23 protein-coding genes are annotated in these 19,875 nt (G+C 68.1%); 9 read left to right on the forward strand and 14 right to left on the reverse strand.

Annotation, left to right across the window (positions count from 1 at the left end):
* Positions 1 to 118: 118 nt before the first annotated feature.
* From soxB to soxY, 3 genes are all read right to left on the reverse strand, one after another.
* Positions 119 to 1,813: a thiosulfohydrolase SoxB gene (soxB, locus tag HUW53_RS01575; RefSeq protein WP_237343985.1), complete on the reverse strand. Its 1,695-nt coding sequence runs from the start codon at positions 1,811 to 1,813 to the stop codon at positions 119 to 121.
* Between the two features lie 140 nt (positions 1,814 to 1,953).
* Positions 1,954 to 2,283: a thiosulfate oxidation carrier complex protein SoxZ gene (gene soxZ / locus HUW53_RS01580; protein ID WP_237343986.1), complete on the reverse strand. Its 330-nt coding sequence runs from the start codon at positions 2,281 to 2,283 to the stop codon at positions 1,954 to 1,956.
* 66 nt (positions 2,284 to 2,349) lie between these two features.
* Entirely contained in the window at positions 2,350 to 2,823 is a 474-nt protein-coding gene (gene soxY, locus HUW53_RS01585) for a thiosulfate oxidation carrier protein SoxY (protein WP_237343987.1), read from the reverse strand.
* A 251-nt stretch (positions 2,824 to 3,074) separates the two neighbouring features.
* Between soxY and soxA the strand changes: the two genes are divergently transcribed.
* Together soxA and soxX are read left to right on the forward strand one after the other, a co-directional pair.
* Positions 3,075 to 3,905, forward strand: a complete 831-nt coding sequence (soxA, locus tag HUW53_RS01590) for a sulfur oxidation c-type cytochrome SoxA (RefSeq protein ID WP_237343988.1) — start codon at positions 3,075 to 3,077, stop codon at positions 3,903 to 3,905.
* A gap of 12 nt (positions 3,906 to 3,917) precedes the next feature.
* A complete protein-coding gene (gene soxX, locus HUW53_RS01595) occupies positions 3,918 to 4,532 on the forward strand; it encodes a sulfur oxidation c-type cytochrome SoxX (protein ID WP_237343989.1) in 615 nt (204 codons plus the stop codon).
* Positions 4,533 to 4,600: 68 nt separating this feature from the next.
* Here the strand turns inward: soxX and HUW53_RS01600 are convergent, their stop codons facing one another.
* Together HUW53_RS01600 and HUW53_RS01605 are read right to left on the reverse strand one after the other, a co-directional pair.
* Complete coding sequence (locus HUW53_RS01600; RefSeq protein ID WP_237343990.1) at positions 4,601 to 5,179, reverse strand: thioredoxin family protein; 579 nt, start codon at positions 5,177 to 5,179, stop codon at positions 4,601 to 4,603.
* Positions 5,180 to 5,260: 81 nt separating this feature from the next.
* Positions 5,261 to 5,989, reverse strand: coding sequence for a cytochrome c biogenesis CcdA family protein (locus HUW53_RS01605; protein WP_237343991.1), 729 nt, complete (start codon positions 5,987 to 5,989; stop codon positions 5,261 to 5,263).
* A gap of 147 nt (positions 5,990 to 6,136) precedes the next feature.
* Between HUW53_RS01605 and HUW53_RS01610 the strand changes: the two genes are divergently transcribed.
* The 3 genes from HUW53_RS01610 (at position 6,137) to HUW53_RS01620 (ending at position 8,220) form a co-directional block, all read left to right on the forward strand.
* Positions 6,137 to 6,523 carry a thioredoxin family protein gene (locus HUW53_RS01610; protein ID WP_237343992.1) on the forward strand — a complete coding sequence of 129 codons (387 nt, stop codon included), beginning with the start codon at positions 6,137 to 6,139 and terminating at the stop codon, positions 6,521 to 6,523.
* A gap of 38 nt (positions 6,524 to 6,561) precedes the next feature.
* The gene (locus HUW53_RS01615) at positions 6,562 to 6,936 is read left to right on the forward strand and encodes an ArsR/SmtB family transcription factor (RefSeq protein ID WP_237343993.1); all 375 of its coding nucleotides are present in this window, start codon (positions 6,562 to 6,564) and stop codon (positions 6,934 to 6,936) included.
* 177 nt (positions 6,937 to 7,113) lie between these two features.
* Complete coding sequence (locus HUW53_RS01620) at positions 7,114 to 8,220, forward strand: YeeE/YedE family protein (protein WP_237343994.1); 1,107 nt, start codon at positions 7,114 to 7,116, stop codon at positions 8,218 to 8,220.
* Between the two features lie 149 nt (positions 8,221 to 8,369).
* On the opposite strand, the gene HUW53_RS01625 is transcribed toward HUW53_RS01620, so the two are convergent.
* The 5 genes from HUW53_RS01625 to HUW53_RS01645 form a co-directional block, all read right to left on the reverse strand.
* The gene (locus tag HUW53_RS01625) at positions 8,370 to 8,846 is read right to left on the reverse strand and encodes a J domain-containing protein (RefSeq protein ID WP_237343995.1); all 477 of its coding nucleotides are present in this window, start codon (positions 8,844 to 8,846) and stop codon (positions 8,370 to 8,372) included.
* Between the two features lie 228 nt (positions 8,847 to 9,074).
* Complete coding sequence (gene serA / locus HUW53_RS01630; protein ID WP_237343996.1) at positions 9,075 to 10,343, reverse strand: phosphoglycerate dehydrogenase; 1,269 nt, start codon at positions 10,341 to 10,343, stop codon at positions 9,075 to 9,077.
* 348 nt (positions 10,344 to 10,691) lie between these two features.
* Positions 10,692 to 12,080: an ATP-binding protein gene (locus HUW53_RS01635; protein ID WP_370877807.1), complete on the reverse strand. Its 1,389-nt coding sequence runs from the start codon at positions 12,078 to 12,080 to the stop codon at positions 10,692 to 10,694.
* Positions 12,077 to 12,811, reverse strand: a complete 735-nt coding sequence (locus HUW53_RS01640; RefSeq protein WP_237343997.1) for a response regulator — start codon at positions 12,809 to 12,811, stop codon at positions 12,077 to 12,079. The genes HUW53_RS01635 and HUW53_RS01640 overlap by 4 nt, the downstream gene beginning before the upstream one ends.
* 118 nt (positions 12,812 to 12,929) lie before the next feature.
* Complete coding sequence (locus HUW53_RS01645) at positions 12,930 to 13,481, reverse strand: MarR family winged helix-turn-helix transcriptional regulator (RefSeq protein WP_237344135.1); 552 nt, start codon at positions 13,479 to 13,481, stop codon at positions 12,930 to 12,932.
* 244 nt (positions 13,482 to 13,725) lie between these two features.
* Here HUW53_RS01645 and HUW53_RS01650 point away from each other — a divergent pair, with 244 nt between their 5' ends.
* Entirely contained in the window at positions 13,726 to 14,619 is an 894-nt protein-coding gene (locus tag HUW53_RS01650) for a branched-chain amino acid aminotransferase (RefSeq protein ID WP_237343998.1), read from the forward strand.
* 227 nt (positions 14,620 to 14,846) lie between these two features.
* Here the strand turns inward: HUW53_RS01650 and HUW53_RS01655 are convergent, their stop codons facing one another.
* The 3 genes from HUW53_RS01655 to HUW53_RS01665 all read right to left on the reverse strand — a co-directional run bounded on the left by HUW53_RS01655 (position 14,847) and on the right by HUW53_RS01665 (position 16,795).
* Positions 14,847 to 15,563 (reverse strand): SDR family NAD(P)-dependent oxidoreductase, encoded by a 717-nt coding sequence (locus tag HUW53_RS01655; RefSeq protein ID WP_237344136.1) that lies wholly within the window; start codon positions 15,561 to 15,563, stop codon positions 14,847 to 14,849.
* Between the two features lie 468 nt (positions 15,564 to 16,031).
* On the reverse strand, positions 16,032 to 16,496 hold the full coding sequence (locus HUW53_RS01660; protein ID WP_237343999.1) for a hypothetical protein: 465 nt from the start codon (positions 16,494 to 16,496) through the stop codon (positions 16,032 to 16,034).
* Positions 16,493 to 16,795, reverse strand: a complete 303-nt coding sequence (locus tag HUW53_RS01665) for a hypothetical protein (RefSeq protein ID WP_237344000.1) — start codon at positions 16,793 to 16,795, stop codon at positions 16,493 to 16,495. The genes HUW53_RS01660 and HUW53_RS01665 overlap by 4 nt, the downstream gene beginning before the upstream one ends.
* A gap of 176 nt (positions 16,796 to 16,971) precedes the next feature.
* Between HUW53_RS01665 and HUW53_RS01670 the strand changes: the two genes are divergently transcribed.
* Positions 16,972 to 17,598: a 2-hydroxychromene-2-carboxylate isomerase gene (locus HUW53_RS01670; RefSeq protein ID WP_237344001.1), complete on the forward strand. Its 627-nt coding sequence runs from the start codon at positions 16,972 to 16,974 to the stop codon at positions 17,596 to 17,598.
* A gap of 148 nt (positions 17,599 to 17,746) precedes the next feature.
* Positions 17,747 to 18,214 (forward strand): hypothetical protein, encoded by a 468-nt coding sequence (locus HUW53_RS01675; RefSeq protein WP_237344002.1) that lies wholly within the window; start codon positions 17,747 to 17,749, stop codon positions 18,212 to 18,214.
* Positions 18,215 to 18,251: 37 nt separating this feature from the next.
* Here the strand turns inward: HUW53_RS01675 and HUW53_RS01680 are convergent, their stop codons facing one another.
* Positions 18,252 to 19,208: an alpha/beta hydrolase gene (locus HUW53_RS01680; RefSeq protein ID WP_237344003.1), complete on the reverse strand. Its 957-nt coding sequence runs from the start codon at positions 19,206 to 19,208 to the stop codon at positions 18,252 to 18,254.
* Positions 19,209 to 19,344: 136 nt separating this feature from the next.
* On the opposite strand from HUW53_RS01680, the gene HUW53_RS01685 reads away from it, so the two are divergent.
* Entirely contained in the window at positions 19,345 to 19,812 is a 468-nt protein-coding gene (locus tag HUW53_RS01685) for a secondary thiamine-phosphate synthase enzyme YjbQ (protein WP_237344004.1), read from the forward strand.
* Positions 19,813 to 19,875: the final 63 nt, after the last annotated feature.

A 19,875-nucleotide genomic window follows, 5' to 3' on the forward strand; every position in this document is an offset into this window, starting at 1 on the left:
GCGTGTTCAGGTCCACGGCTTCCGGACCCGTTCTGTGTGGACATGCCGTCCTCCCTGATATTCTTTAATTCGCAAGTTTGAATATATTGGCGACACCGCGCCGTCGGCGCGCGCGATCTCAGGCACCGGTGACTTTCACCGCGCTGTTGGGGGTGACGGTGACGGTCCTGGTGTCGGCGACATAGCGCTCCACCACATCCCAGATGGGCGGGCCTTCCACATTCTGCGCCACCGAGGCCCAGCCGGCGACGGTGTAGCTCTTGTCCGCCTCCACCGGCTTTCCGGTCTTCAGGAAGGTGAGGCCGGAAATGCGCTGGCCGACGCCTTTCGAGACGTCGATGGCGTAGCCGACGCCCCCCACCCGCACCATGTCGCCGCCGCCCTGGAAATAGGGATCGGGGTGGAAGATGTTGTCGGCCACGTCCTCCAGCACATCCTTGAGCTGCCGGCCGGTCATCGTATTGCGGTAGCAGGCGGGATAGGTAATGGCGGTGGCGTTGGCGATGGCCTCGAACGTGATGGGATCGCCCGGCAGCAGGGTTCCACCCCAGCGGAAACCGGGGGAAAGGGCGATCTCGGCGTCGCGCTCCTTCAGCAGCGCGTCGCAGATCATGTCGTCGAAGGTGCCGTTGAAATTGCCGCGCCGATAGAGAAGGCTGTCGGTGCGCCCCACCTCGCGGGCGAGCGCCGCCGCATAGGGCGCGCGCACCTGCGCCACCAGCTTCTCCATCTCCGGATCGGGCGTGATCGCGTCCGAGAACACGGGGATGAGCTGGAACCTGTAGCCGGTGACTTTCCCGTCCTTCGCATCAAGGTCGAGGCGGGAGATGAACTTGCCGTGGGAGCCGGTGGCCACCAGCAGTGTCTTGCCCACCTCCACCACCGCCGGCATGGCATCATGGGTGTGGCCGGTGAGGATCACGTCGATGCCGCTCACGCGGGACGCCATCTTGCGGTCCACGTCGAAACCGTTGTGGGAGAGCACCACCACCGCGTCCGCGCCATCGGCGCGGGCCGCATCCACCTGTTTTTGCATATCCTCCTCGCGGATGCCGAATTCCCAATCGGGAATCATCCAGCGCGGATTGGAAATGGGCGTGCGCGGGAAGGCCTGGCCGATCACCGCCACCCTGGCCCCGCCCTTCTCGAACATCCTGGCGGCATCGAACACCGGCTCCTGCCATTCGATGGAGCGCACGTTCTGCGCCAGGAAGGCGAAGGGCGCCGTCTCCTTCAACGCCATCATCCGGTCGGCGCCATAGGTGAATTCCCAATGGCCCACCATGGCGTCGAGGCCCAAGGCGGAGAACACCTTCACCATGTCCTCGCCCTTGGTCTGCAAGGCGGACCAGGAGCCTTGCAGGCCGTCACCGCCATCGAGCACCAGCACCTTGTCGGCGCCGCGCTCGGCGCGGATCGCCTTGACCAGGCGCGCCATGCGGTCGGCGCCGCCCATGCGGCCATAGGCGCGGGCGAGCGCGGTGAAATCCTGCGCTGTCATGGCATAGGCATCGCGGGTGCCGGGCCTGAGCTTGAAATAGTCGAGGAAAGCACCGTCGGTGAGGTGGGGCGGCAGGCCCCGCGCCGCGCCCACGCCCAGATTGACGGACGGCTCGCGGAAATAGAGCGGCATCAATTGGGCGTGGATGTCTGTGAGATGGAGAATGGTGAAGGTGCCGGGCGTGCCGAAGCGCAGCAGCTCGGCCTCGGTGAGCTTACCGGTGTCCACCGCCTGGGCGAACCCGGCCCCGCCGGCGGCGAGCAGGGAGGCGAGCGCCGTTCCGGCGGCCAGAAAATCGCGTCGTGAGATCATGGGTGTCGCGCGTCCCTCAGACAGGGCTCAGGCCCAGGCGAATGGTGGCGAGGCAAGGGCAATCCGCCGCCGGATCGGCGCGCGATCCGGCGTGGGAAACCCTTGATCGGTGGAAACAGGCCCAAAGGCGCCCGGCGGCGTCAGGCGACGGTGAGCTTGGCGGTGGCCGTCTGCTCGCCGCCCTGGTCGTCCTTCCAGGAGAAGGTGAACGCGCCGCTTTCCTTCGCCTTGTAGAAAAACGACTGGAACGGATTGGCCGAAATGGAGGGAAACCATTCGGCGGTGAAGAACGGCTTGCCGTTGAAGGACGCCTGAAACGTATTGATGATGTCGCGCGGCACGCTCTTGCCGGACGCATCCTTGCGCTGGCCGCTCTCCATCTCGTGGGAGATGAGGGTCTTGATCTCGACGATCTCGCCGGACTTCGCTTGGGCGGGCACACGCACGCGGGGCGTGGACTTGATGGCCATGGGGTTCCTCCAGATTGTTATCGCGCGGCGGTTTCCGCTCGCGTCGTCTTGAAACGGCGGGACGGATCAGCCGCCGCAGCCGCCGATGGTGACTTTCACCTGCGCTTTCGCCGAATACAGCGCGCCGCTCGACATCTCCGCCACCGCGATCACATTCTGCGTCTGGGCAAGGCGCATGCGGGTGGAGGCGGAGGCCTTTCCGCTCTCGGGCGTGAAATGATAGGTGACCACCTGCGGCAAAGGATTGCCGTCGGCGAACACATGCACCGATCTGACGAAGTCCGTTTCGCTCATCGGGCTTTCCACATCGATATTGATGGGCACCACCAGACCATTTTCCGCGATCTCCGGCAGATCAAGCTTGATCTTGCCCTCGCCCATGGTCTTGCCGCCGAACAGGGCCTTCATCTCGTCCGCCACCTGGGCCTCGGTGGCGCGGCTCAGGCGCGGGGCGAGCACGGCGGCGAGCGCCGCGACACCCGCCATCTGGAGCGCCCGGCGGCGGCTGGGCACACGGGTGGCGTCGTGGTGAAAGGTCATGCGTCTCCTCCCCAACGACCCGGATTACGGGCCATAAGCTATTATTTTGATTGTTTGATTCATCCGGCGCGTTTTCTCTCGCCGGCGATCAATTCACATATTGTGATATCGATTTTTTTGAATGTAAAGTAGCTCCTATCCGCCGATCGAACATTCCTATCATGCTCGATCCGGCGGCTCGGACGGCCCATCGCGTCAAGGACCTCGCCAGCAGGTCCGCAGGTCGGCCCCGCCAGTATCCGGGAGGAGACATGCGACCCAAAATCCGGTTTCGCGCAGCCTTGTGTGCGCTCGCGCTCGTATTGGCGCCGCTGACCTGTGCCAGCGCCCAGGACGATGCAAGCGAGAAGGAGATCGAGCGCTATCGCGCCATGATCAACGACCCCATGGCCAATCCCGGCTACCTCGCGGTGGACCGGGGCGAAGCGCTGTGGGCCGAGCCCAGGGGCGCCAGGAAGGTCTCGCTCGAAACCTGTGACCTCGGACAGGGGCCGGGCCGGCTGGAGGGCGCCTATGCCACGCTCCCGCGCTATTTCGCCGACGCCGACCAGGTGATGGACCTGGAGCAGCGCCTCATCTGGTGCATGGAGAAGCTCCAGGGCCTCGACACCAAACCCATCGTCGCCAAGCCCTTTTCCGGGCCGGGGCGCGGCTCTGACATGGAGGATCTTGTCGCCTTCATCGCCAACAGGTCCAACGGCATGAAGATCGCGACCCCGCTCGCCCATCCCAAGGAGAAGGAGGCCTACGCACTGGGCGAGGCGCTGTTCTTCCGCCGCGCGTCCATCAATGACTTTTCCTGCTCCACCTGCCATGCGGACGCCGGCAAGCGCATTCGGCTGCAGGCGCTGCCGCAGCTCGACAAGCCGGGCAAGGACGCCCAGGACACCATGAGTTCCTGGCCGACCTACCGCGTCTCCCAAAGCGCGCTGCGCACCATGCAGCACCGTTTGTGGGACTGCTATCGCCAGATGCGCATGCCCCCGCCCGACTACGGATCGGAAGTGGTCACCGCCCTCACCGTGTTCCTGAACACCCAGGCGGCGGGCGGAACGATCAACGTGCCATCCATCAAGCGCTGAGGGAGGAGAGCCATGAAAACCCTTGTCATCGCAGCGGCCCTGCTCGCACCCGGCGCGGCGCTGGCGCAGCAGATCCCGCCGGCGCCGCCGCAGGTGGTGGATACGGCCGTGAAAGCGAGTTTCACCAAGCTGCCCGAGGGCTGGGGCGCGCGCCTCATCCCCGACGAAACCCTGCTGGTCTGCTCGCAGACGCGGAACCAGCCCTCGCCGCAACAAGCGCAGGCCATCATGGCCCGCGAGGCGAAGACGGTGACCTATCCGCAAGGCCGCATCATCGGCGACTGGAAGGCGGGCGAGAAGGTGGCGCAGAACGGGCGTGGCGGCCAGTTCTCCGACCCACCCGGCACGGTGAGCGGCGGCAATTGCTATGCCTGCCATCAGATGGACCCCAGGGAAGTGAGCTACGGCACGCTGGGGCCAAGCCTTGCCCGTTATGGCGCCGACCGCAAGTTCGCGCCCGAGGATGCCAGGGCCGCCTTCGCCAAGGTCTACAACGCCCAGGCGGTGTTTGCCTGCTCGTCCATGCCCCGCTTCGGGCACAACGGGGTGCTGAGCGAACAGCAGATCGCCGACGTGGTGGCCTATCTGTTCGATCCGCAATCACCGGTGAACCGGCCGGTGAAATAGGGCCGCGCCGTCCTCTGAGCGTGGTTGACCTTCACGGCCCCGCAGATACGCGGGGCCGCCTTTTTGTTTCAGCCGCGCTTGTCGGCCGCGCGCGCCAGATAGGCGTCGAAGGTGCCGCTCGCATAGGCGCCCTCCGCCACGTAGCGGAACATGGCGGAAAACTCCCCACGGGGCAGAAGGCCCGGCAGGCGCGCCACTTCCTTCGCCCGGCCGTCCTCCAAGGCGAAGAACTGGAAGGTGGGCGTGGCGCGGATGCGCGCCTTCTGGCCGAACGCCTTCTCGCTGAGGCGCGCACCCTCGAAATCCGTCACCTGCCGCGCCCCGAACAGGTCGAGATGGACGATGTCGAACGCCGCGCGGATAGGGTCGGCGATGGCGGGATCGGCGAAATAGACCGTGTGCAATTCCCGGCAATAGGAACAGCCGCGCTGGCTCCATTGCAGGGCGAAATGGCGGCCGCTCCTGGTGGCGGTCGCAAGATCCTCGCCCAGATCCAGGAAGCTTTCCACATACCAATCCTGGGTATAGAGCCCGTCGTCGCCGAGGCGGGGCGCGGCGCTGGCGGTGCCCTCGGCCATGGCGAGTGTGGCAAGGCTGGCCGCGCCGCGGAACAGACCCCTCCGGGTGATGGGCAATGAGGGCCGCATGATCCAGTCTCCGCTGTCGCGCCGCCGCCGAGTCCGATCGCCAGTGGCGCCAAAAAATTCCCATGGCGCCAGGCGCCGGCTTTAGCCGATGGCGCCCAGCGCCGGCAGGCCGTCGAGCAGCCATTGGGCGAGCTGGGGCATGAAGCCGGTCATGAAGGCGATGCCGGTCAGGATCAGCAGGCCACCCGCCACCTTCTCCACCAGGCCGAGCCGGCGCCGGGCCGATCGCGCCCAGGCGAGGAACGGTCCGGTGAAGGCGGCGGCGATGAGGAATGGGATGCCGATGCCCGCCGCATAGACCGCCAGCAGCGCCATGCCCTTGCCGACCGACGCTTCCGCCCCCGCCACCATGAGGATGGCGGCGAGCACCGGTCCGACGCACGGCGACCAGCCGAAGCCGAACGCCAGCCCGATCCCGAACGGCGCGAGGAGCCCGGCCGGCGTCGCCACCGCGTCGAACCGCGCCTGCCGATACAAGAGCGGAATGCGCAGCAGGCCGCTCATATGCAGGCCGAACACCACCAGCAGTGCGCCGGAAACCAGGGTCAGCGCCTCCAGATGCCGCATCAGCAGTTGCCCGAGGCCGGAGGCGGTGGCGCCGAGCAGGATGAACACGGTGGAGAAACCGAGCACGAACAGCAGCGCGGCGCCAAGCACGCGAGCCCGCGGCGGCGCGGCCTCTGCTCCCGCCGGCCCGGCGACGCCGGTGAGAAAGCCGAGATAGGCCGGCACCAGCGGCAGCACGCAGGGCGAGGCGAACGACAGGAGCCCGGCCAGAAAGGCACCGGGCAGGCTGATCTCCAGCGACATGGTCCTCCCCATGCACGTTCTCGGACGCGGTTCGGAAGACCCGCCGCGCGCCGCCCGCTGCGTTGACCCGCCGCAGCTTCTTCTCTTGATCAAGATATATGCGAATGCGATTATATGAGAAGCAAAATCGCACATAAAGGCCGTGGAATGACGCCTCGCGCCCGCTCCCTTGCCGTCGTGCCGGCGCTCCTGCTGGCTCTCGTGTTCGCCATCGCCGGCACGGGTCCCGCGCGGGCGGGTGAACTCGTGGTGTTCGAGCGCAAGGGCTGCGTCTATTGCCAGAGGTTCGAGCGGGACGTGGCGCCGCTCTATGGCAAGACCGACGAGGGCCGGCGCGCGCCCTTGCGCCGGGTCGATGTTTCGCAAGGGCCGCCCCGCGACGTCGCGCTTGCGGCCCCGGTGCGGTTCACGCCCACCTTCGTGCTGGTGGAAGACGGCCACGAAGTGGGGCGCATTACGGGTTATGCTTCGGATGAAGCGTTCTGGGGTCTCATCGGTGCGTTGACGGCACGGCTCGCACCGGCCCGGCCATGAGGCCGGGGGCCACCGTCGAGAGACAAGAGGTTCAAGATATGCCGCCCATCGTGTCCACGCGGATCGCGGACGAGCTGCGCGAAGGCCCGGAGATTTCTCCCGAGCTCGATCAGCTCATGCGCAACGCGCGCAAGGCCAGCGACTTCCTGAAGGCCCTCTCCCACGAGAACCGGCTGCTGCTGCTGTGCCTCCTGGCCGAGCGGGAGCTTTCGGTGACGGAGCTGGAAAACATCCTGTCCCTGCGCCAGCCCACCGTGTCCCAGCAATTGGCGCGGCTGCGCCTCGACGGGCTGGTGACCACAAGGCGCGAGGGCAAGGCCATCTATTACAGCCTCGCCAATGATGATGTGCGCCGCGTTATCTCGGTGATCTACGACATCTATTGCGGAACCGCGCGCAGCGGAGAAAAATAGCCGGCCAATCGCGCCGTGCCGCTAAGGGACGCAACGCCACGTCCCGCGCCGGCAGCGCCCGCAATTTCAGCAAGAGCGTGTCTGTCTCTTGCGCACGGAATTGCCAAAAAACAAATCGTTAGAGCCTTTCCGGTGAACCTCTGTTCAGCGGAAAGGCTCAAGGGAGGAGGCGGCGCCATGGACCTTTCAAGCCCCTGGTGGGCTGCGCTCGCAGGTCTGCTGGTCGGAGGCCTCGCGGGTTTCTGTGTGTTCCGGGCGCGGCTGTGCACCTTCGGCGCCCTCGAGGACGCCATGGTGGGGCACGACTGGCGGCGCATGAAGGTGTTCGGCCTCGCTCTGGGCCTCGCCATCGCCGGCACCCAACTCCTGGTCACCGCCGGCATCCTCGCGCCGGAGCATACCAATTACGTGCCGGCGGCGCTGCCATGGCTCGGCATCCTCCTGGGCGGCCTGCTGTTCGGGCTCGGCATGGCGCTGGTGGGCACCTGCGCCTTCGGCTCGCTGGTGCGGCTCGGCTCCGGCGACCTGCGCAGCCTGGTGGTGCTCCTGGTGTTCGGCGCCGTGGCCTATGCGACCCTGCGCGGTATCTTCGCCGGCATCCGCGTCGACGGGCTGGAGCGCATCGCCATCGCCGTCCCATCGGGCACCCGGGCGGATCTGCCCTCCCTGCTGGGCCGCCTCGCCGGGCACGACATCCGAGCGTGGCTGGCGGGCCTGTCCGCCCTCGGCCTCGTCACGATGGCGGTGATGGACAAGCGGCTGCGGCGCGCGCCGCGCCTGATGACGGCGGGCCTGGTGCTCGGTCTCGGCGTGGTGGCCGGCTGGCTCGCCACCACCGTGCTCGTGGACGAGTTCGCCCACCCCAGCGCCCCCCAGAGCCTCACCTTCGTGTCGCCAGTGGCGCGCAGCCTGTTCGGCCTGCTGTTCGAGCGCGAAAGCCTCGCGGAGTTCGGTGCCGGCAGCGTCTTCGGCGTGGCGCTCGGAGCCTTCATCGCGGCCCGGCGCGCCGACCTGTTCCGCTGGGAGGCGTTCGACGACCCGCGCGAGATGAAACGCCACCTGCTCGGCGCAGTCCTTATGGGGGCCGGCGGCATCCTGTGCGGCGGCTGCACCATCGGCCAGGGTCTCACCGCCGGCTCGCTGTTCGCCTTATCGTGGCCGCTGGCCATGGCGGGCATGGCGGCCGGCGCCCGGCTCGGCATTGCCTTGCTCATGGAAGGCTCGCTGACGCAGTTCCTGCGCTACACCGTGGTGGCCCGCCTCAACTGGCGCAACGATCCCTGACCCCGAACCACCGCTCCCAGGCGCCGCAAGCCACAGGCTGGCGGGCTTGGGGCGCGGGCTTGGGGCGCGGGCTTGGGCTTGGGGCGCGGGCTTGCCCGATGACACCGCAGTCCAGACCGGGCGGGGCTGGTGCACGCCCCGCCGGCGCTTCACGACACCGCGGCGAGCAGGGCGAGCAAGGCGTCGCGGGCCTCGGCGATGCGCCGGTAAAGGGCATCGCTGCCGCCGGCATCGGGATGCGCCGACTTGGCGAGGCGTCGGAAGGCGGCATTGACCTGCACCACCTCCAGGGCGCCGTCCAGGGGCAATTCCAGGGTCTCGCGGTGGGCACGGGCATCGTCCCGCGGGTCGGGCGGGAACATGAAGGCCCGGCGCGCGCGCTGCGCCTCCAGGCGCAGCTCCACCTGATCGCGCTTCCAGCGCTGGCGCGACATGACGAGGCAGGCCGCGAACGCGATCCGCCCCTCGCGTTCCAGCTCATCGAAGCTGAACGGCCCGACGATGTCATAGGGCGGCGCCAGGAAGGCGCTGCGACCCGCCTCCCCATCCTCGAACCGGCCGATGCTCACCATGTCGAGGATGCCCAGCGAGCCGTTCCAGATGACCCATTGCTCGTTATCGGTCATGGCGCGCGCGTTTCCATACATGAGCCGGCGCCATGCCTACCGTTTTGTCGCGAAAGGCCCCGGCGACCGGGTCGTCAGCGCGTCCATGCAGGTTCGGCGCCAACCGCGCCGCGCGGGCCGGTCGCGACCTCCCGCATCGCAGGTCTCCGCCGTGGGCAGGCCCCCAAAATGCGTGCGGCCGGAGCGCTCGTCACGAGCGTCCGGCCGCAGCATGGGGATCAGATCCGCTCAGACCTTGTGTTCATAAAGCAGGCGGGCGCGGATGGTGCCCTCCAGGGCACGGATATCCTCAAGCACCCGCTGGCTGTCGGCGGCCGAGGCATCGGCATCGAGCACCACATAGCCGACGTCGGCATAGGTCTCATAATACTGGGCGGCGATGTTGACCGAGTGCCGCGCCAGCACCTCGTTCAGCCGGCCGAGCATGCCCGGCAGGTTGCGTTGCACCTGGATAAAGCGGGTGCCGAGCGGGCGCGCGGGAAGCTGCACCTGCGGGAAGTTCACCGCGCCCACGGTGGAGCCGGTGTCGCTATAGTCGAGGAGCTTGCGCGCCACCTCGGAGCCGATGCGCTCCTGCGCCTCCAGGGTGGAGCCGCCGATGTGCGGGGTGAGAATGACATTCTCCAGCCCCTGCAGCGGCGAGACGAACAGCTCGCCATTGGCGCGCGGCTCCACCGGGAACACGTCCACGGCGGCGCCCAGGAGGCGGCCTTCGCGCAGGGCCTCGGCGAGGGCATCGAGGTCCACCACGGTGCCGCGGCTGTTGTTGATGAAATAGGAGCCCGGCTTCATGGCCGCGATCTCCTCGCGACCGATCATGTTGTGGGTCGACTGCGTCTCGGGCACATGCAGGCTCACCACGTCGCTCTGCGCCAGCAGGTCCTTCAGGCTCGCCGTGGGTTCGGTGTTGCCGAGGCGCAGCTTGTCGACCACATCATAGAAGATGACCCGCATGCCCATGGCTTCGGCCAGGTAGGAGAGCTGCGAGCCGATGTTGCCGTAGCCGACGATGCCGAGCGTCTTGCCGCGCACCTCGTAGCTGTTGGTGGCGGACTTGTCCCACAGCCCCTTGTGCGCGGCGGCCGAGCGCGAGGGAATGCGGCGCAGCAGCATGACGATCTCGCCGATCACCAGCTCGGCCACGCTGCGCGTGTTGGAGAAGGGCGCGTTGAACACCGGGATGCCGTGGACCCGGCAGGCGTCGAGCTCCACCTGATTGGTGCCGACGCTGAAGCAGCCCACCGCGATCAGCCGGTCGGCGGCCTCCAGCACCTTGGCGGTGACATGGGTCCGCGAGCGGATGCCCAGAACGTGCACCCCCTTCACCGCCTCCAGCAGCGCGTCGCCTTCCAGCGCCTTGGAGAGGCGCGTGAGGTTGCTGTAGCCGGCGGACGTCATCATCTCCACAGCGCTGTCGTTCACGCCTTCGAGAAGCAGGACCTTGATCTTGTCCTTGGCCAGCGACAGATGCGACGTATGGGAATGGCTGTCGTTCACGATCTCAGCGTCCTTCAGCGATAGGTGAGCAAGCGGCGGGAAACCGGAGTGGGAAGCTCGGGACGACTCGACACGGCGGTTTCATCGCCCGCGGAGCGCTGATCCGCGGGCGGGCGAGAACTTAGCGCTTTTGATGCCCGCGTCTAGGCTCCGCAAGGTCGCTCCCCCCTCCGAAAGTCGTTGCCGTGTGCAATTGTGAAGGCAAGCGGCCCAAAACAGGGGACGGAAAGCGCGGGCGTACGGGCGCATACCGAATCAGGCCCTTTTCCCCGCCCCGCCATCGCGTCCGGGTGACGCAGCGCGAGCGTGGCCGATCCGCGCGGGGATCGGCCGCCACCCGCCGGGCCTTCACACCGGGATGCGCACCGTTGCGCGCAGGCCGCCGAGGGGACTGTCGGCGAGAACGATGTCGCCGCCATGGGTGCGCGCCACGTCGCGGGCAATGGCAAGGCCGAGGCCGGAACCGCCCTCGTCCTGGTTGCGCGCATCGTCGAGCCGCAGGAACGGACGGAACACCTCGTCGCGCTTGGCCTCCGGAATGCCCGGCCCGTCGTCGTCCACGTTCACGATCAGCCAGCGGGCGTCGCGGGTGCCGGAGATCTCGACCGTGTCCGCATGGCGCACCGCATTGTTCACGAGATTGCCGATGCAGCGCTTCAATTGCTCGCCCTTCACCTCCACCAGCGGCGGCCCCATGAAGCTTGCGCGCGCGGTGGCGCCGTCGCGCTCCGCATTCTGCCGCAGATCCTCGATGAGGGCCCCCATGTCGGTGAGCGAGGTCTGCTCGCCCGGATCACCGCGAGCGAAGGCAAGATAGGCCTCCAACATGCCCTGGAGTTCATCCACGTCCTTCTTGAGGGCGGCGGTGTCGGCATTGTCCGGCAGGAAGGCCAGCTCCAACTTGAAGCGCGTCAGGATGGTGCGCATGTCATGGGAGACACCCGCCAGCATGGTGGTGCGCTGCTCGATCTGCCGCTCGATGCGCCGCTTCATCTCCAGGAACGCCACCGACGCCCGCCGCACCTCCCGCGCGCCGCGGGGCCGGAAATTCTCCACGTCCCGCCCCTTGCCGAACGCCTCGGCCGCGTCCGCCAGATTTTCGATGGGCCGGATCTGGTTGCGCAGGAACAAGATGGCCACGGTGAGCAGCACCAGCGAGGTGCCCACCATCCACAGAAGGAAGATGTGGGAGTTGGAGGCATAGGCGGTGTTGCGCTGGGCGAAGATGCGCAGCACCGCGTCATCCATCTTCACCCGCACCTCGATCAGGTTGGAGCGGCCCACCGTGTCGATCCAGAACGGCCGGCTCACCTTTTGCCCGATCTCGCGGGACAAGGCGCTGTCGAGCACGGAAAAGAAGGGCTTGGGCCCTGGCGGCGGCAGCGGATCGGGAGCCAACACCGCCACGTTGAGCTGAAGGTCGCGCCAGGCGATGCGCCGCAGGAGGGCATGGTCATCGGTGGCGGGCAGGGCGCCGTAAAGCGCCACCACCGCCGAAATGTCCTGGCTGACGGCCGCCGACAGCCGGCGCGTCACCGTGTTGTAGTGGCGCTCCATGAACACGAACGCTACCACCGATTGCAGCAGCACCATGGGCGTCACGATGATGAGCAGCGAGCGCGGGTAGAGCCCCTTCGGCGTCACCCGGTTGAACCATTGGGCAAAACGGTGGTTCGCCTCGCGCAGGAAACCGACCGCGCGACCAAGGCCCGACAGGCTGCAGTGCACCAGGCTCAAGGGGTAACCACCAGCCGATAGCCGATGCCACGCACGGTCTGCAGGTAGATCGGATTGGCCGGGTCGCGCTCCAGCTTGCGGCGCAGGCGGTTCACCTGCACATCCACGGCCCGCTCGCTGGTGGCGCCGCCACCCGCCAGGGCCAGGCGCGGCACCGTCTCGCCGGGCTCCTCCGCCAGGGTGCGCAGCATGTCGCGCTCGCGCTCGGTCAGACGCACGATCTCGCCCTCACGGGACAATTCGCCGCGCTCCAGATGGAAGATGAAATCGCCGAAGCGCACGCTCTCGATGGCCTTCTGCGGCGCCGGCAGCGCCCGCTTCAGGATGGAGCCGATGCGCAGCAGCAGCTCGCGGGGCTCGAACGGCTTGGCCAGATAGTCGTCCACCCCCGCCTCGAGGCCGGTGATGCGGTCCTCGGTCTCGGCACGGGCGGTCAGCATCAGGATCGGCACCGCCGAGGTCTCGCGCAGGGCGCGGGCAAGGTCGAGCCCGCTCTCGCCGGGCATCATCACGTCCAGCACCAGCAGATCGAAGGTGAGGCCTTCCAGCCGGCCGCGCGCCTCGGCGGCGTTGGCGGCGGTGGTGACGCGGTAACCGTTCTCGATCAGCAGGCGCGAGAGCAGGGTACGGATGCGATTGTCGTCGTCCACCACCAAAAGGTGAGGCACGTCGTCCGGCAATTGCGGCACGGCCCGCGGATCAGGGCTGGTCTCGATGGTCGGATCGGACATCACGGCGCTCCCCACATGTTCGTGCCGTCCCAGGCCCGGCCCGCGCGGCGGCTGGCCGTGCCTCGCCCCGGCTGTGCACGGCGCAAGCCGCCGGCGTCAAGCCCGACCGGCCGCCCGCTCAGCCGCCACGCGCCCGGCGTGCGCGGTCGGCCCGCTGAATCAGGCGCTCCACGGACGCGCGATCCTCAGGATCGATCATGGCGAGAAGAAAGCGGCGCACCGTTTCCTCGGAACCCGGCCCGCAGGCGTCGAGGGCGCGGGCGATGCGCCGGCTCTGGATGCCGACGAAGTCGCGGGCGAGCTGCTCGGCCTTCTCGGTCGGATACAAAAGACGCTGGCGACGGTCGGAGGCCCCGGCCCGGCTCTCCACGAAGCCCCCGTCCACCAGCTCGCGCAGCACCCGGCCAAGGCTCTGCTTGGTGATCTGGAGGATGTCGAGCAGGTCCGCGACACGCATACCGGGGTTGCGATTCACGAAGTGGATCACACGGTGGTGAGCCCGGCCGAAGCCGATGGGCGCGAGGATCTCGTCGGGATCTCCGACGAAGTCCCTGTAAGCAAAGAATAAAAGCTCGATCAGATCCACCAGAGGCACACCGTCCCGGACCTCGTCCGACCCGGTGCGCGCAGCGGGATCAGCCGGCGCGAGAGCGGTGTTTATGTCAGCCATATTGACTTTTTCGATGCGATCGTTACTTAGAAAACCAGTTTCGCGAAATGATCGGTCGCCGTCGAGCAAGAAGGTGATCGATCCTTTCGCGACATGACAGGCCGGTTGCCATGCTTTGGAGCCGGCGTAAAGATATTCCCGCGAACGAGCGCTGCAAAGGCATCAGGCCGAGAAGGCCATGCCTTCGGCGGACGACGCGGGAGGAAGCCGCGCGGACGACGCGGCCGGAAAAGGAGCGAAGAACATGAGTGCACCCGGTGTCCCCTTCGATCAGCGCGACGGCTGGATCTGGTACGACGGCGCCTTCGTGCCGTGGGCGGACGCCAAGCTGCATGTGCTCTCCCATGGCCTGCATTATGCCAGCACCGTGTTCGAGGGCGAGCGCGCCTATGGCGGCGAGATCTTCAAATCCATCGAGCACGCGGAGCGCCTGCGCCATTCCGCCGAGCTCCTGGACTTCACGATCCCCTATTCCATGACCGAGATCGCCGCCGCCAAGAAAGCGACGCTTGAGAAGAACAACCTCACCGAGGCCTATGTCCGCCCGGTCGCCTGGCGCGGCAGCGAGACCATGGGCGTCGCCGCCCAGCACAACAAGGTGCACCTCGCCATCGCGGTGTGGGAATGGCCGAGCTATTTCGACCCCGAGCAGCGCCTGAAGGGCCTCCGGCTCGACCTTGCGGAATACCGCCGTCCCGACCCGGCAACCATCCCCTGCACGGCCAAGGCCGCCGGCCTCTACATGATCTGCACCATCTCCAAGCACCGGGCCGAGCGGCGCGGCTTCGCCGACGCCATGATGCTCGATTATCGCGGGTTCGTGGCCGAGTGCACCGGCGCCAACATCTTCTTCGTGAAGGACGGCGTGATCCATACCCCGGTCGCCGACTGCTTCCTGAACGGCATCACCCGCAAGACGGTGATCGAGCTGGCCCGCCGTCACGGCATCGAGGTGGTCGAGCGCCACATCAAGCCCGAGGAGCTGGCGACCTTCACCGAATGCTTCGTGACCGGTACCGCCGCCGAGGTGACGCCGGTGGGCGCGATCGCCGACTGGCACTTCACGCCGTCGGGCATCACCCACCAGCTCATGGACGCCTACACGGCCGAAGTGCAGCCCAAGAAGCAGGCGGCCTGAACGCAGCAAGCGGCCTGAGCCCAACAGGCGGCCTGGACCGCCTCCAGATCAATGGCGGCGCCCCACGGCGTCGCCCAGCCGACGAAAACCCCTCGCTCCATCGGACGAGGGGTTTTTTCGTGCCCCGCGCGCACCGGCGCGCCCCGCAGGCAGCGGCCTGCGGTCAAGCGCGGGCGGCGCGTGAGCCACGCCGCCCGCCCCTCGATCGAAGGCGAGGGCGGGTGGCGTCAGACGTGCTGTCCGCCGTTGATGTGGATCTCGGCGCCGTTGAGATAGGACGAGATGTCCGAGCACAGCACATAGATGATCTTGGCCACCTCATCAGGCGTGCCCAGGCGCTGCAGGGGAATCTGCGCCACGATCTTCTCGGTGCCCGGCGACAGGATGGCGGTATCGATCTCGCCGGGCGCGATGGCATTCACCCGGATCCCCCGCCGCCCGAAATCGGACGCCATCTCCCGCGTCAGCGCGGCCAGCGCCGCCTTGGAGGTGGCATAGGCCGCCCCGGCGAACGGATGCACCCGCGAGCCGGCGATGGAGGTGACATTCACCACGCTGCCCTGCGCCTTCTCCAGCTCCGCCGCCAGCCCCCGCGCCAGGATGATGGGGGCGAAGAAATTCACCTGGAACACGTCCACCCAGGTCTCCAGGTTCGTGTCCAGCGTACCGAGGCGCGAGCCGCCCTCACCCTTGGGGGAGATGGCCGCGTTGTTGACCAGGGCATGGAGCGCCCCATCGGGCAGGCGTCGCTTCACCTCCGCGATGGCCTCCAGCGTGCTGGCGGGGCTCGACAAATCCACCTGCAAATGATCCTCCGGCCCAGCGCCCCAGGGGCACTTGTCCGGAAACGCGTGGCGCGAACAGGTGAGGACCCGCCAGCCGGCGGCCGAAAACAGCTTCACCGTGGCATGGCCGATGCCACGGGACGCGCCGGTCAGCAGCATCACCGGCTGGGTGCCGTCCCGCGCCGTGGCGGGAGGTATGGCGGGGGACCGCACCCCTTCGAACGCGGCGCCATGGGCCACCGGGCAGCGGGGCGCGGATGGGTCCGGCGTGGCCGGGGTGGCGGGGGTGGCCGAGCTGGAGGGTATCGTGGCTTCGGGGGCAGAGCCCGCACCGGAGGTCTGCGGCGCACTAGGGCATGGCAGCGTGTCGGTCATCGGGCATCCTCGCAAGGTCCGCCCAGGATTGCACGGCGGCACACCTCGGGGTGCCGCAGCGCGATGCCCGGGTCAAGGGCAAGGCTTGGGCAAGGTCAGGGCTTGGGCAAGATCACGGCTTAGGCAAGATCAGGGCACGCTCAGGGCTTGGGGCGAACGCCCGCATCCCGTTGCGCCAGGCCCACGGGCTGCGCCCGGCCGCGCCGGCGAAGTCCCGCACGCGGACGGTCCACGCGAAGACGGCGCGCGGGCTCACTCTTTCCTGCGGAAACCCTTCAACAGCGTGTTGAGCAGCGTCAGCACCACCGCCGGCAACGCGCTGTCGAGGGGGTTGCGCACGAAGGCGGCGAGCCGCGACACGCCCGCGCCCGCCACCTGAAGGTCGTTGTTCACCGCCGCAAGGGCTGCGGCGTGCACCTCATTGGCGAGGCCCAGCTCCCGCCCCGGCTTCACCTGCGCCGCAATGAGGGCGAGCAGCACCGCCAGCACCAGCGCCCCGCCCCCGGTGATGATGGCGGCGAGGATGGGGCCATAAAGGGTTTCGAGGGCGAGGAAGCCGGCGATGCCCAGCATCACCAGGCCGAACCCGCCGACCACGCCGGCCACGGCATAGAAGCCGGACTTGGTGGCCACCTGACGCAGGTGGATCTCGGCGATGATGAGGTCGGCCCGCAGCAGCACGCGCACATTCCGCACCAGGGTATCCAGATCTGTCATCGTCCCGCGCCCCGTTCTCTGCCCCGTGTCCACACGCCGCCGACGAGCACCCCCGCCAGCAGGCACAGCCCCACGCTCGCGAGCGGATGTGCCTTCACCCATGTCCCGGCCGCCTGGATGTCCGCCGCGTTCGTGCCCAGGGCGGGCGGCGGGCCCGCCTCTTTTGCGGCGTCCGGCTCGATCCTTCGGGCGGCTGGATCGGGCGTCGCCTGCGACGGAGCAGCGGCCCCACCGGTCTTCCCGGCGAGATCGGCCCTCAGGGCAAAGAGACGGTCGACGATGGATGTGCGATCGGTCATGCCATTTCCCATCGAGACGCGGCACGCGCCTGACGCGCAGCATGGACCGCCACACGCCGGGTCTGTCAAGCGCCGCGCTTGGCCCCGGCCGACCGGCGGGGCCGAGCGACCTCCACGACCCTCCCCCCCATGGGCATCACGCGCCCTGCTGCTATAAGCAACCTCGGGAGGACACCATGCAGCGGCGCATCGACTATTATTTCTCCACCATCAGCCCCTGGAGCTTCATCGGCCATGCCCCTTTCATGGCGGTGGCGGCGCAGCACGGGGCGAAGGTCGCGTTCCATCCGGTCGCCCTGGGGCCGGTCTTCGCCGAAACCGGCGGCCTGCCGCTGGCCCAGCGGGCGCCCCAGCGCCAGCATTATCGCATCGTGGAGCTCCAGCGCTGGCGGGTGAAGCGCGGCATCGACTTCCACATCCACCCCGCCTTCTGGCCGTTCGACCCCGCCCTTGCCGACCGCACCGTCATCGCGGCCCTCCAGGCGGGCCTTGAGATCGAGCGCCTGCTGCCGGGCCTGTTCTCCGCCGTGTGGCAGCTCCAGCAGGACCTTGCCGACCCGGCCGTGGTGGCCACGGTGGCGGATGCCGCCGGCCTGCCCGGCGCCGCGCTCGTGGCGGCGGCGACGGGCGAGGCCGCATCCGCCGCCTATCTCGACAATCGCGCCAAGGCCATCGCCGCCGACGTGTTCGGCGCACCGGCCTATGTGCTCGATGGAGAAATCTTCTGGGGCCAGGATCGCATCGGGCTTCTGGATGATGCCCTTGCCAGCGGGCGCGCGCCGTTCCGCTCCGACATCGGTTGAGCCGGCGGCAGGAAGAACCGGCGCGCCGTGGTTCGGCCCCGATCACAGCGGAAAGTCACGCCGTCCCACCGGCCCCCGCCCCTCCTGGGGGACACCGCCCAGGTGTCCCCCAGGATAAACAGCCCGGCGACACCGCCCAGGAGACACCATGACGATGCTCGCCCGCCCCGCCGTGCTCGCCCTCCTCGCCCTCGGCGCGGCGGGGCTTCCCCTGGTCGCAGGCACCGCCCGCGCCGCGAGCGATGGCGCGCCACCGCGCTTCACGCTCGCGCCGGTGGAAGGCGGCGCCCTGAAGCTCGACACGCAGACCGGGCACGTCTCCCTGTGCACGAGGGACGGCGCGGGCTTCACCTGCGTCGCCGTGCCCGACACCCGCGATGCCTACGAAGCGGAGATCGCCCGGCTTCAGGCCGAAATCGCGACCCTGAAGCAGGCCGGCACGACGCCGGGCGCGACCAGGCCGGGCGAAACGCCCCCCGCGCCGGGCACGCCGCCGCAGGCCGCGCCGGACCCCTCGCAGATCGACCGGGCATTCGACTACGCCAGCCAGATCTACCGTCGCCTCCGGCAGATGATCGACGAGCTGCGCGCCCCCGACCAGAGCGAGACGCTGTAGATCGGCCTGGAGAGGCACTTTTTCGCGTGCGCGCCCGTCAGAAGTCGGACAGGAAGGCGTCCGCCTTCTTCAGGGCCTGATCGGTGAGGGTGCCGGGGAAGCCGATGAAGACATGGCATCCGCCCGGATAGACATCGAGTGCCGCATCATTGCCGGCGGCGAGCCAGGCATTGGCCATGAACAGAGTGTCGTCGAGGAGCGGGTCGCGCGTGCCCACCGTGAACAGCGCCTTGGGCAGCCCCCTCAGGTTGGCGAGCAGCGGCGACACGTCCGGGTCGCCGGCACGGCCTTCCAGGCGCAGGTAGCCTTCCACGAACCGCTCCACGTCGCTGCGATTGATGACGAGCGGCAGGTCGCCCCAGTTGCGCACCGAGGGCGTCAGGCGCAGGTCGTAGCAGCCGGCGGTGAGGTTCGCCGCCGAGAACGGGGTGATGCCGTGGCGGTCGCGCAGGCGCACCAGGGTGGTGACGGCGAGCGTCGCCCCACCCGATTCGCCGCCGATGGCGAGGCGCGTGGTGCCGAAGCGGTTGTGCGCTTCCTTCACCAGCCACAAGGCGGCCGCTTCGCAATCGTCCGGGCCGGCGGGATAGGGCTCCTCGGGCGCCAGGCGATAATCCACCGACACCACCGCCAGCCCGCAGCGCGCGGCGATGCGATCGGTGAGGTTCTCATTTTCCCGAGCCGAACCCAGGGTCCAGCCACCGCCGTGGATGTGGAGATAGACTCCCTTGGGCGCGCCGTCCGGCATCAGGATTCGCACCGGAATCGGGCCGCGGGGTCCGGAAAGAGCCTCCACATGGGCGCGCGGGCTCTCGGGCGGCAGGGGGAAGGCCCCCTTGCCCGAGATCCGGGCCGCCCGCACCTGCGGCAGCGGCACCGACCAGCGATCCGGCACCGCCAGCATCGCCTTGACGATGGCATCGTTCACCATGCGCGTGTCGGTGGCGACGGCGGAGTCCGCGAACACCGCGGAATCGAGGATAAGTTTCGACATGGAGAGGTCCTGCTCGGTAGGTCCTGTTTCGGGCGGTGACATGCTGCGGGTCCGCCGCCGGGCGACGGCCAAGGTTGCAGGCCCCGCGCCGCGAGGCAATACAGACCCGCGATCAACGCAGTACAGGTATGTCGCCATGTTCCGTCTCGACCGTACCCCAGCGCGCCTCAGCCCCGTCGACACCCACGCCGAAAGCCGGCTCACGGTGGCGACGCGGGGCGAGGGCTTCACCGACATCACCCGCGAGGCGAGCGCCTTCCTCACCGAAATCGGCGCCCGCTCCGGGGTGTTCACCGCCTTCTGTCGGCATACGTCCGCATCCCTCACCATCCAGGAAAATGCTGACCCTGACGTGCGGCGCGACCTGCTGACGGCCCTCGACCGGCTGGCGCCACAGGGGGCCGGATGGGTGCATGACACGGAGGGGCCGGACGACATGCCGGCGCACGTCCGCACCCTCATCACGGGGGTCGGCGTCAGCATCCCGGTGAGCGACCGTCGGCTGGTTCTGGGCACATGGCAAGGACTCTACTTAATCGAGCATAGAACCAGCCAACACCAACGCGAGATTGTTATGTCATTTATCGGTCACGCTACAACTTGAGGCATACGCTTGCCACAGCTTCGCCATGGATCGATGATCTCCAACGGCGATTCGTTGCGCGGG

The sequence above is a fragment of the Xanthobacter agilis genome, assembly GCF_021730435.1.
Taxonomy (GTDB): domain Bacteria; phylum Pseudomonadota; class Alphaproteobacteria; order Rhizobiales; family Xanthobacteraceae; genus Xanthobacter; species Xanthobacter agilis.

Bases quoted from the DNA above. Each gene is read 5' to 3' on its own strand.
- HUW53_RS01600 (WP_237343990.1), bottom strand. From the start codon at position 5,179: ATGCGGCCCTCATTGCCCATCACCCGGAGGGGTCTGTTCCGCGGCGCG.
- HUW53_RS01645 (WP_237344135.1), bottom strand. From the start codon at position 13,481: ATGGCTGACATAAACACCGCTCTCGCGCCGGCTGATCCCGCTGCGCGC.
- HUW53_RS01625 (WP_237343995.1), bottom strand. From the start codon at position 8,846: ATGACCGATAACGAGCAATGGGTCATCTGGAACGGCTCGCTGGGCATC.
- HUW53_RS01665 (WP_237344000.1), bottom strand. From the start codon at position 16,795: ATGACCGATCGCACATCCATCGTCGACCGTCTCTTTGCCCTGAGGGCC.
- HUW53_RS01620 (WP_237343994.1), top strand. From the start codon at position 7,114: ATGGACCTTTCAAGCCCCTGGTGGGCTGCGCTCGCAGGTCTGCTGGTC.
- HUW53_RS01655 (WP_237344136.1), bottom strand. From the start codon at position 15,563: ATGCTGCTGACCGGCGCGTCCCGTGGCATCGGCCATGCCACGGTGAAG.
- soxB (WP_237343985.1), bottom strand. From the start codon at position 1,813: ATGATCTCACGACGCGATTTTCTGGCCGCCGGAACGGCGCTCGCCTCC.
- HUW53_RS01615 (WP_237343993.1), top strand. From the start codon at position 6,562: ATGCCGCCCATCGTGTCCACGCGGATCGCGGACGAGCTGCGCGAAGGC.
- soxA (WP_237343988.1), top strand. From the start codon at position 3,075: ATGCGACCCAAAATCCGGTTTCGCGCAGCCTTGTGTGCGCTCGCGCTC.
- soxZ (WP_237343986.1), bottom strand. From the start codon at position 2,283: ATGGCCATCAAGTCCACGCCCCGCGTGCGTGTGCCCGCCCAAGCGAAG.
- HUW53_RS01685 (WP_237344004.1), top strand. From the start codon at position 19,345: ATGTTCCGTCTCGACCGTACCCCAGCGCGCCTCAGCCCCGTCGACACC.
- HUW53_RS01610 (WP_237343992.1), top strand. From the start codon at position 6,137: ATGACGCCTCGCGCCCGCTCCCTTGCCGTCGTGCCGGCGCTCCTGCTG.
- HUW53_RS01650 (WP_237343998.1), top strand. From the start codon at position 13,726: ATGAGTGCACCCGGTGTCCCCTTCGATCAGCGCGACGGCTGGATCTGG.
- HUW53_RS01675 (WP_237344002.1), top strand. From the start codon at position 17,747: ATGACGATGCTCGCCCGCCCCGCCGTGCTCGCCCTCCTCGCCCTCGGC.
- soxX (WP_237343989.1), top strand. From the start codon at position 3,918: ATGAAAACCCTTGTCATCGCAGCGGCCCTGCTCGCACCCGGCGCGGCG.
- HUW53_RS01605 (WP_237343991.1), bottom strand. From the start codon at position 5,989: ATGTCGCTGGAGATCAGCCTGCCCGGTGCCTTTCTGGCCGGGCTCCTG.
- HUW53_RS01640 (WP_237343997.1), bottom strand. From the start codon at position 12,811: ATGTCCGATCCGACCATCGAGACCAGCCCTGATCCGCGGGCCGTGCCG.
- HUW53_RS01670 (WP_237344001.1), top strand. From the start codon at position 16,972: ATGCAGCGGCGCATCGACTATTATTTCTCCACCATCAGCCCCTGGAGC.
- soxY (WP_237343987.1), bottom strand. From the start codon at position 2,823: ATGACCTTTCACCACGACGCCACCCGTGTGCCCAGCCGCCGCCGGGCG.
- HUW53_RS01680 (WP_237344003.1), bottom strand. From the start codon at position 19,208: ATGTCGAAACTTATCCTCGATTCCGCGGTGTTCGCGGACTCCGCCGTC.
- HUW53_RS01660 (WP_237343999.1), bottom strand. From the start codon at position 16,496: ATGACAGATCTGGATACCCTGGTGCGGAATGTGCGCGTGCTGCTGCGG.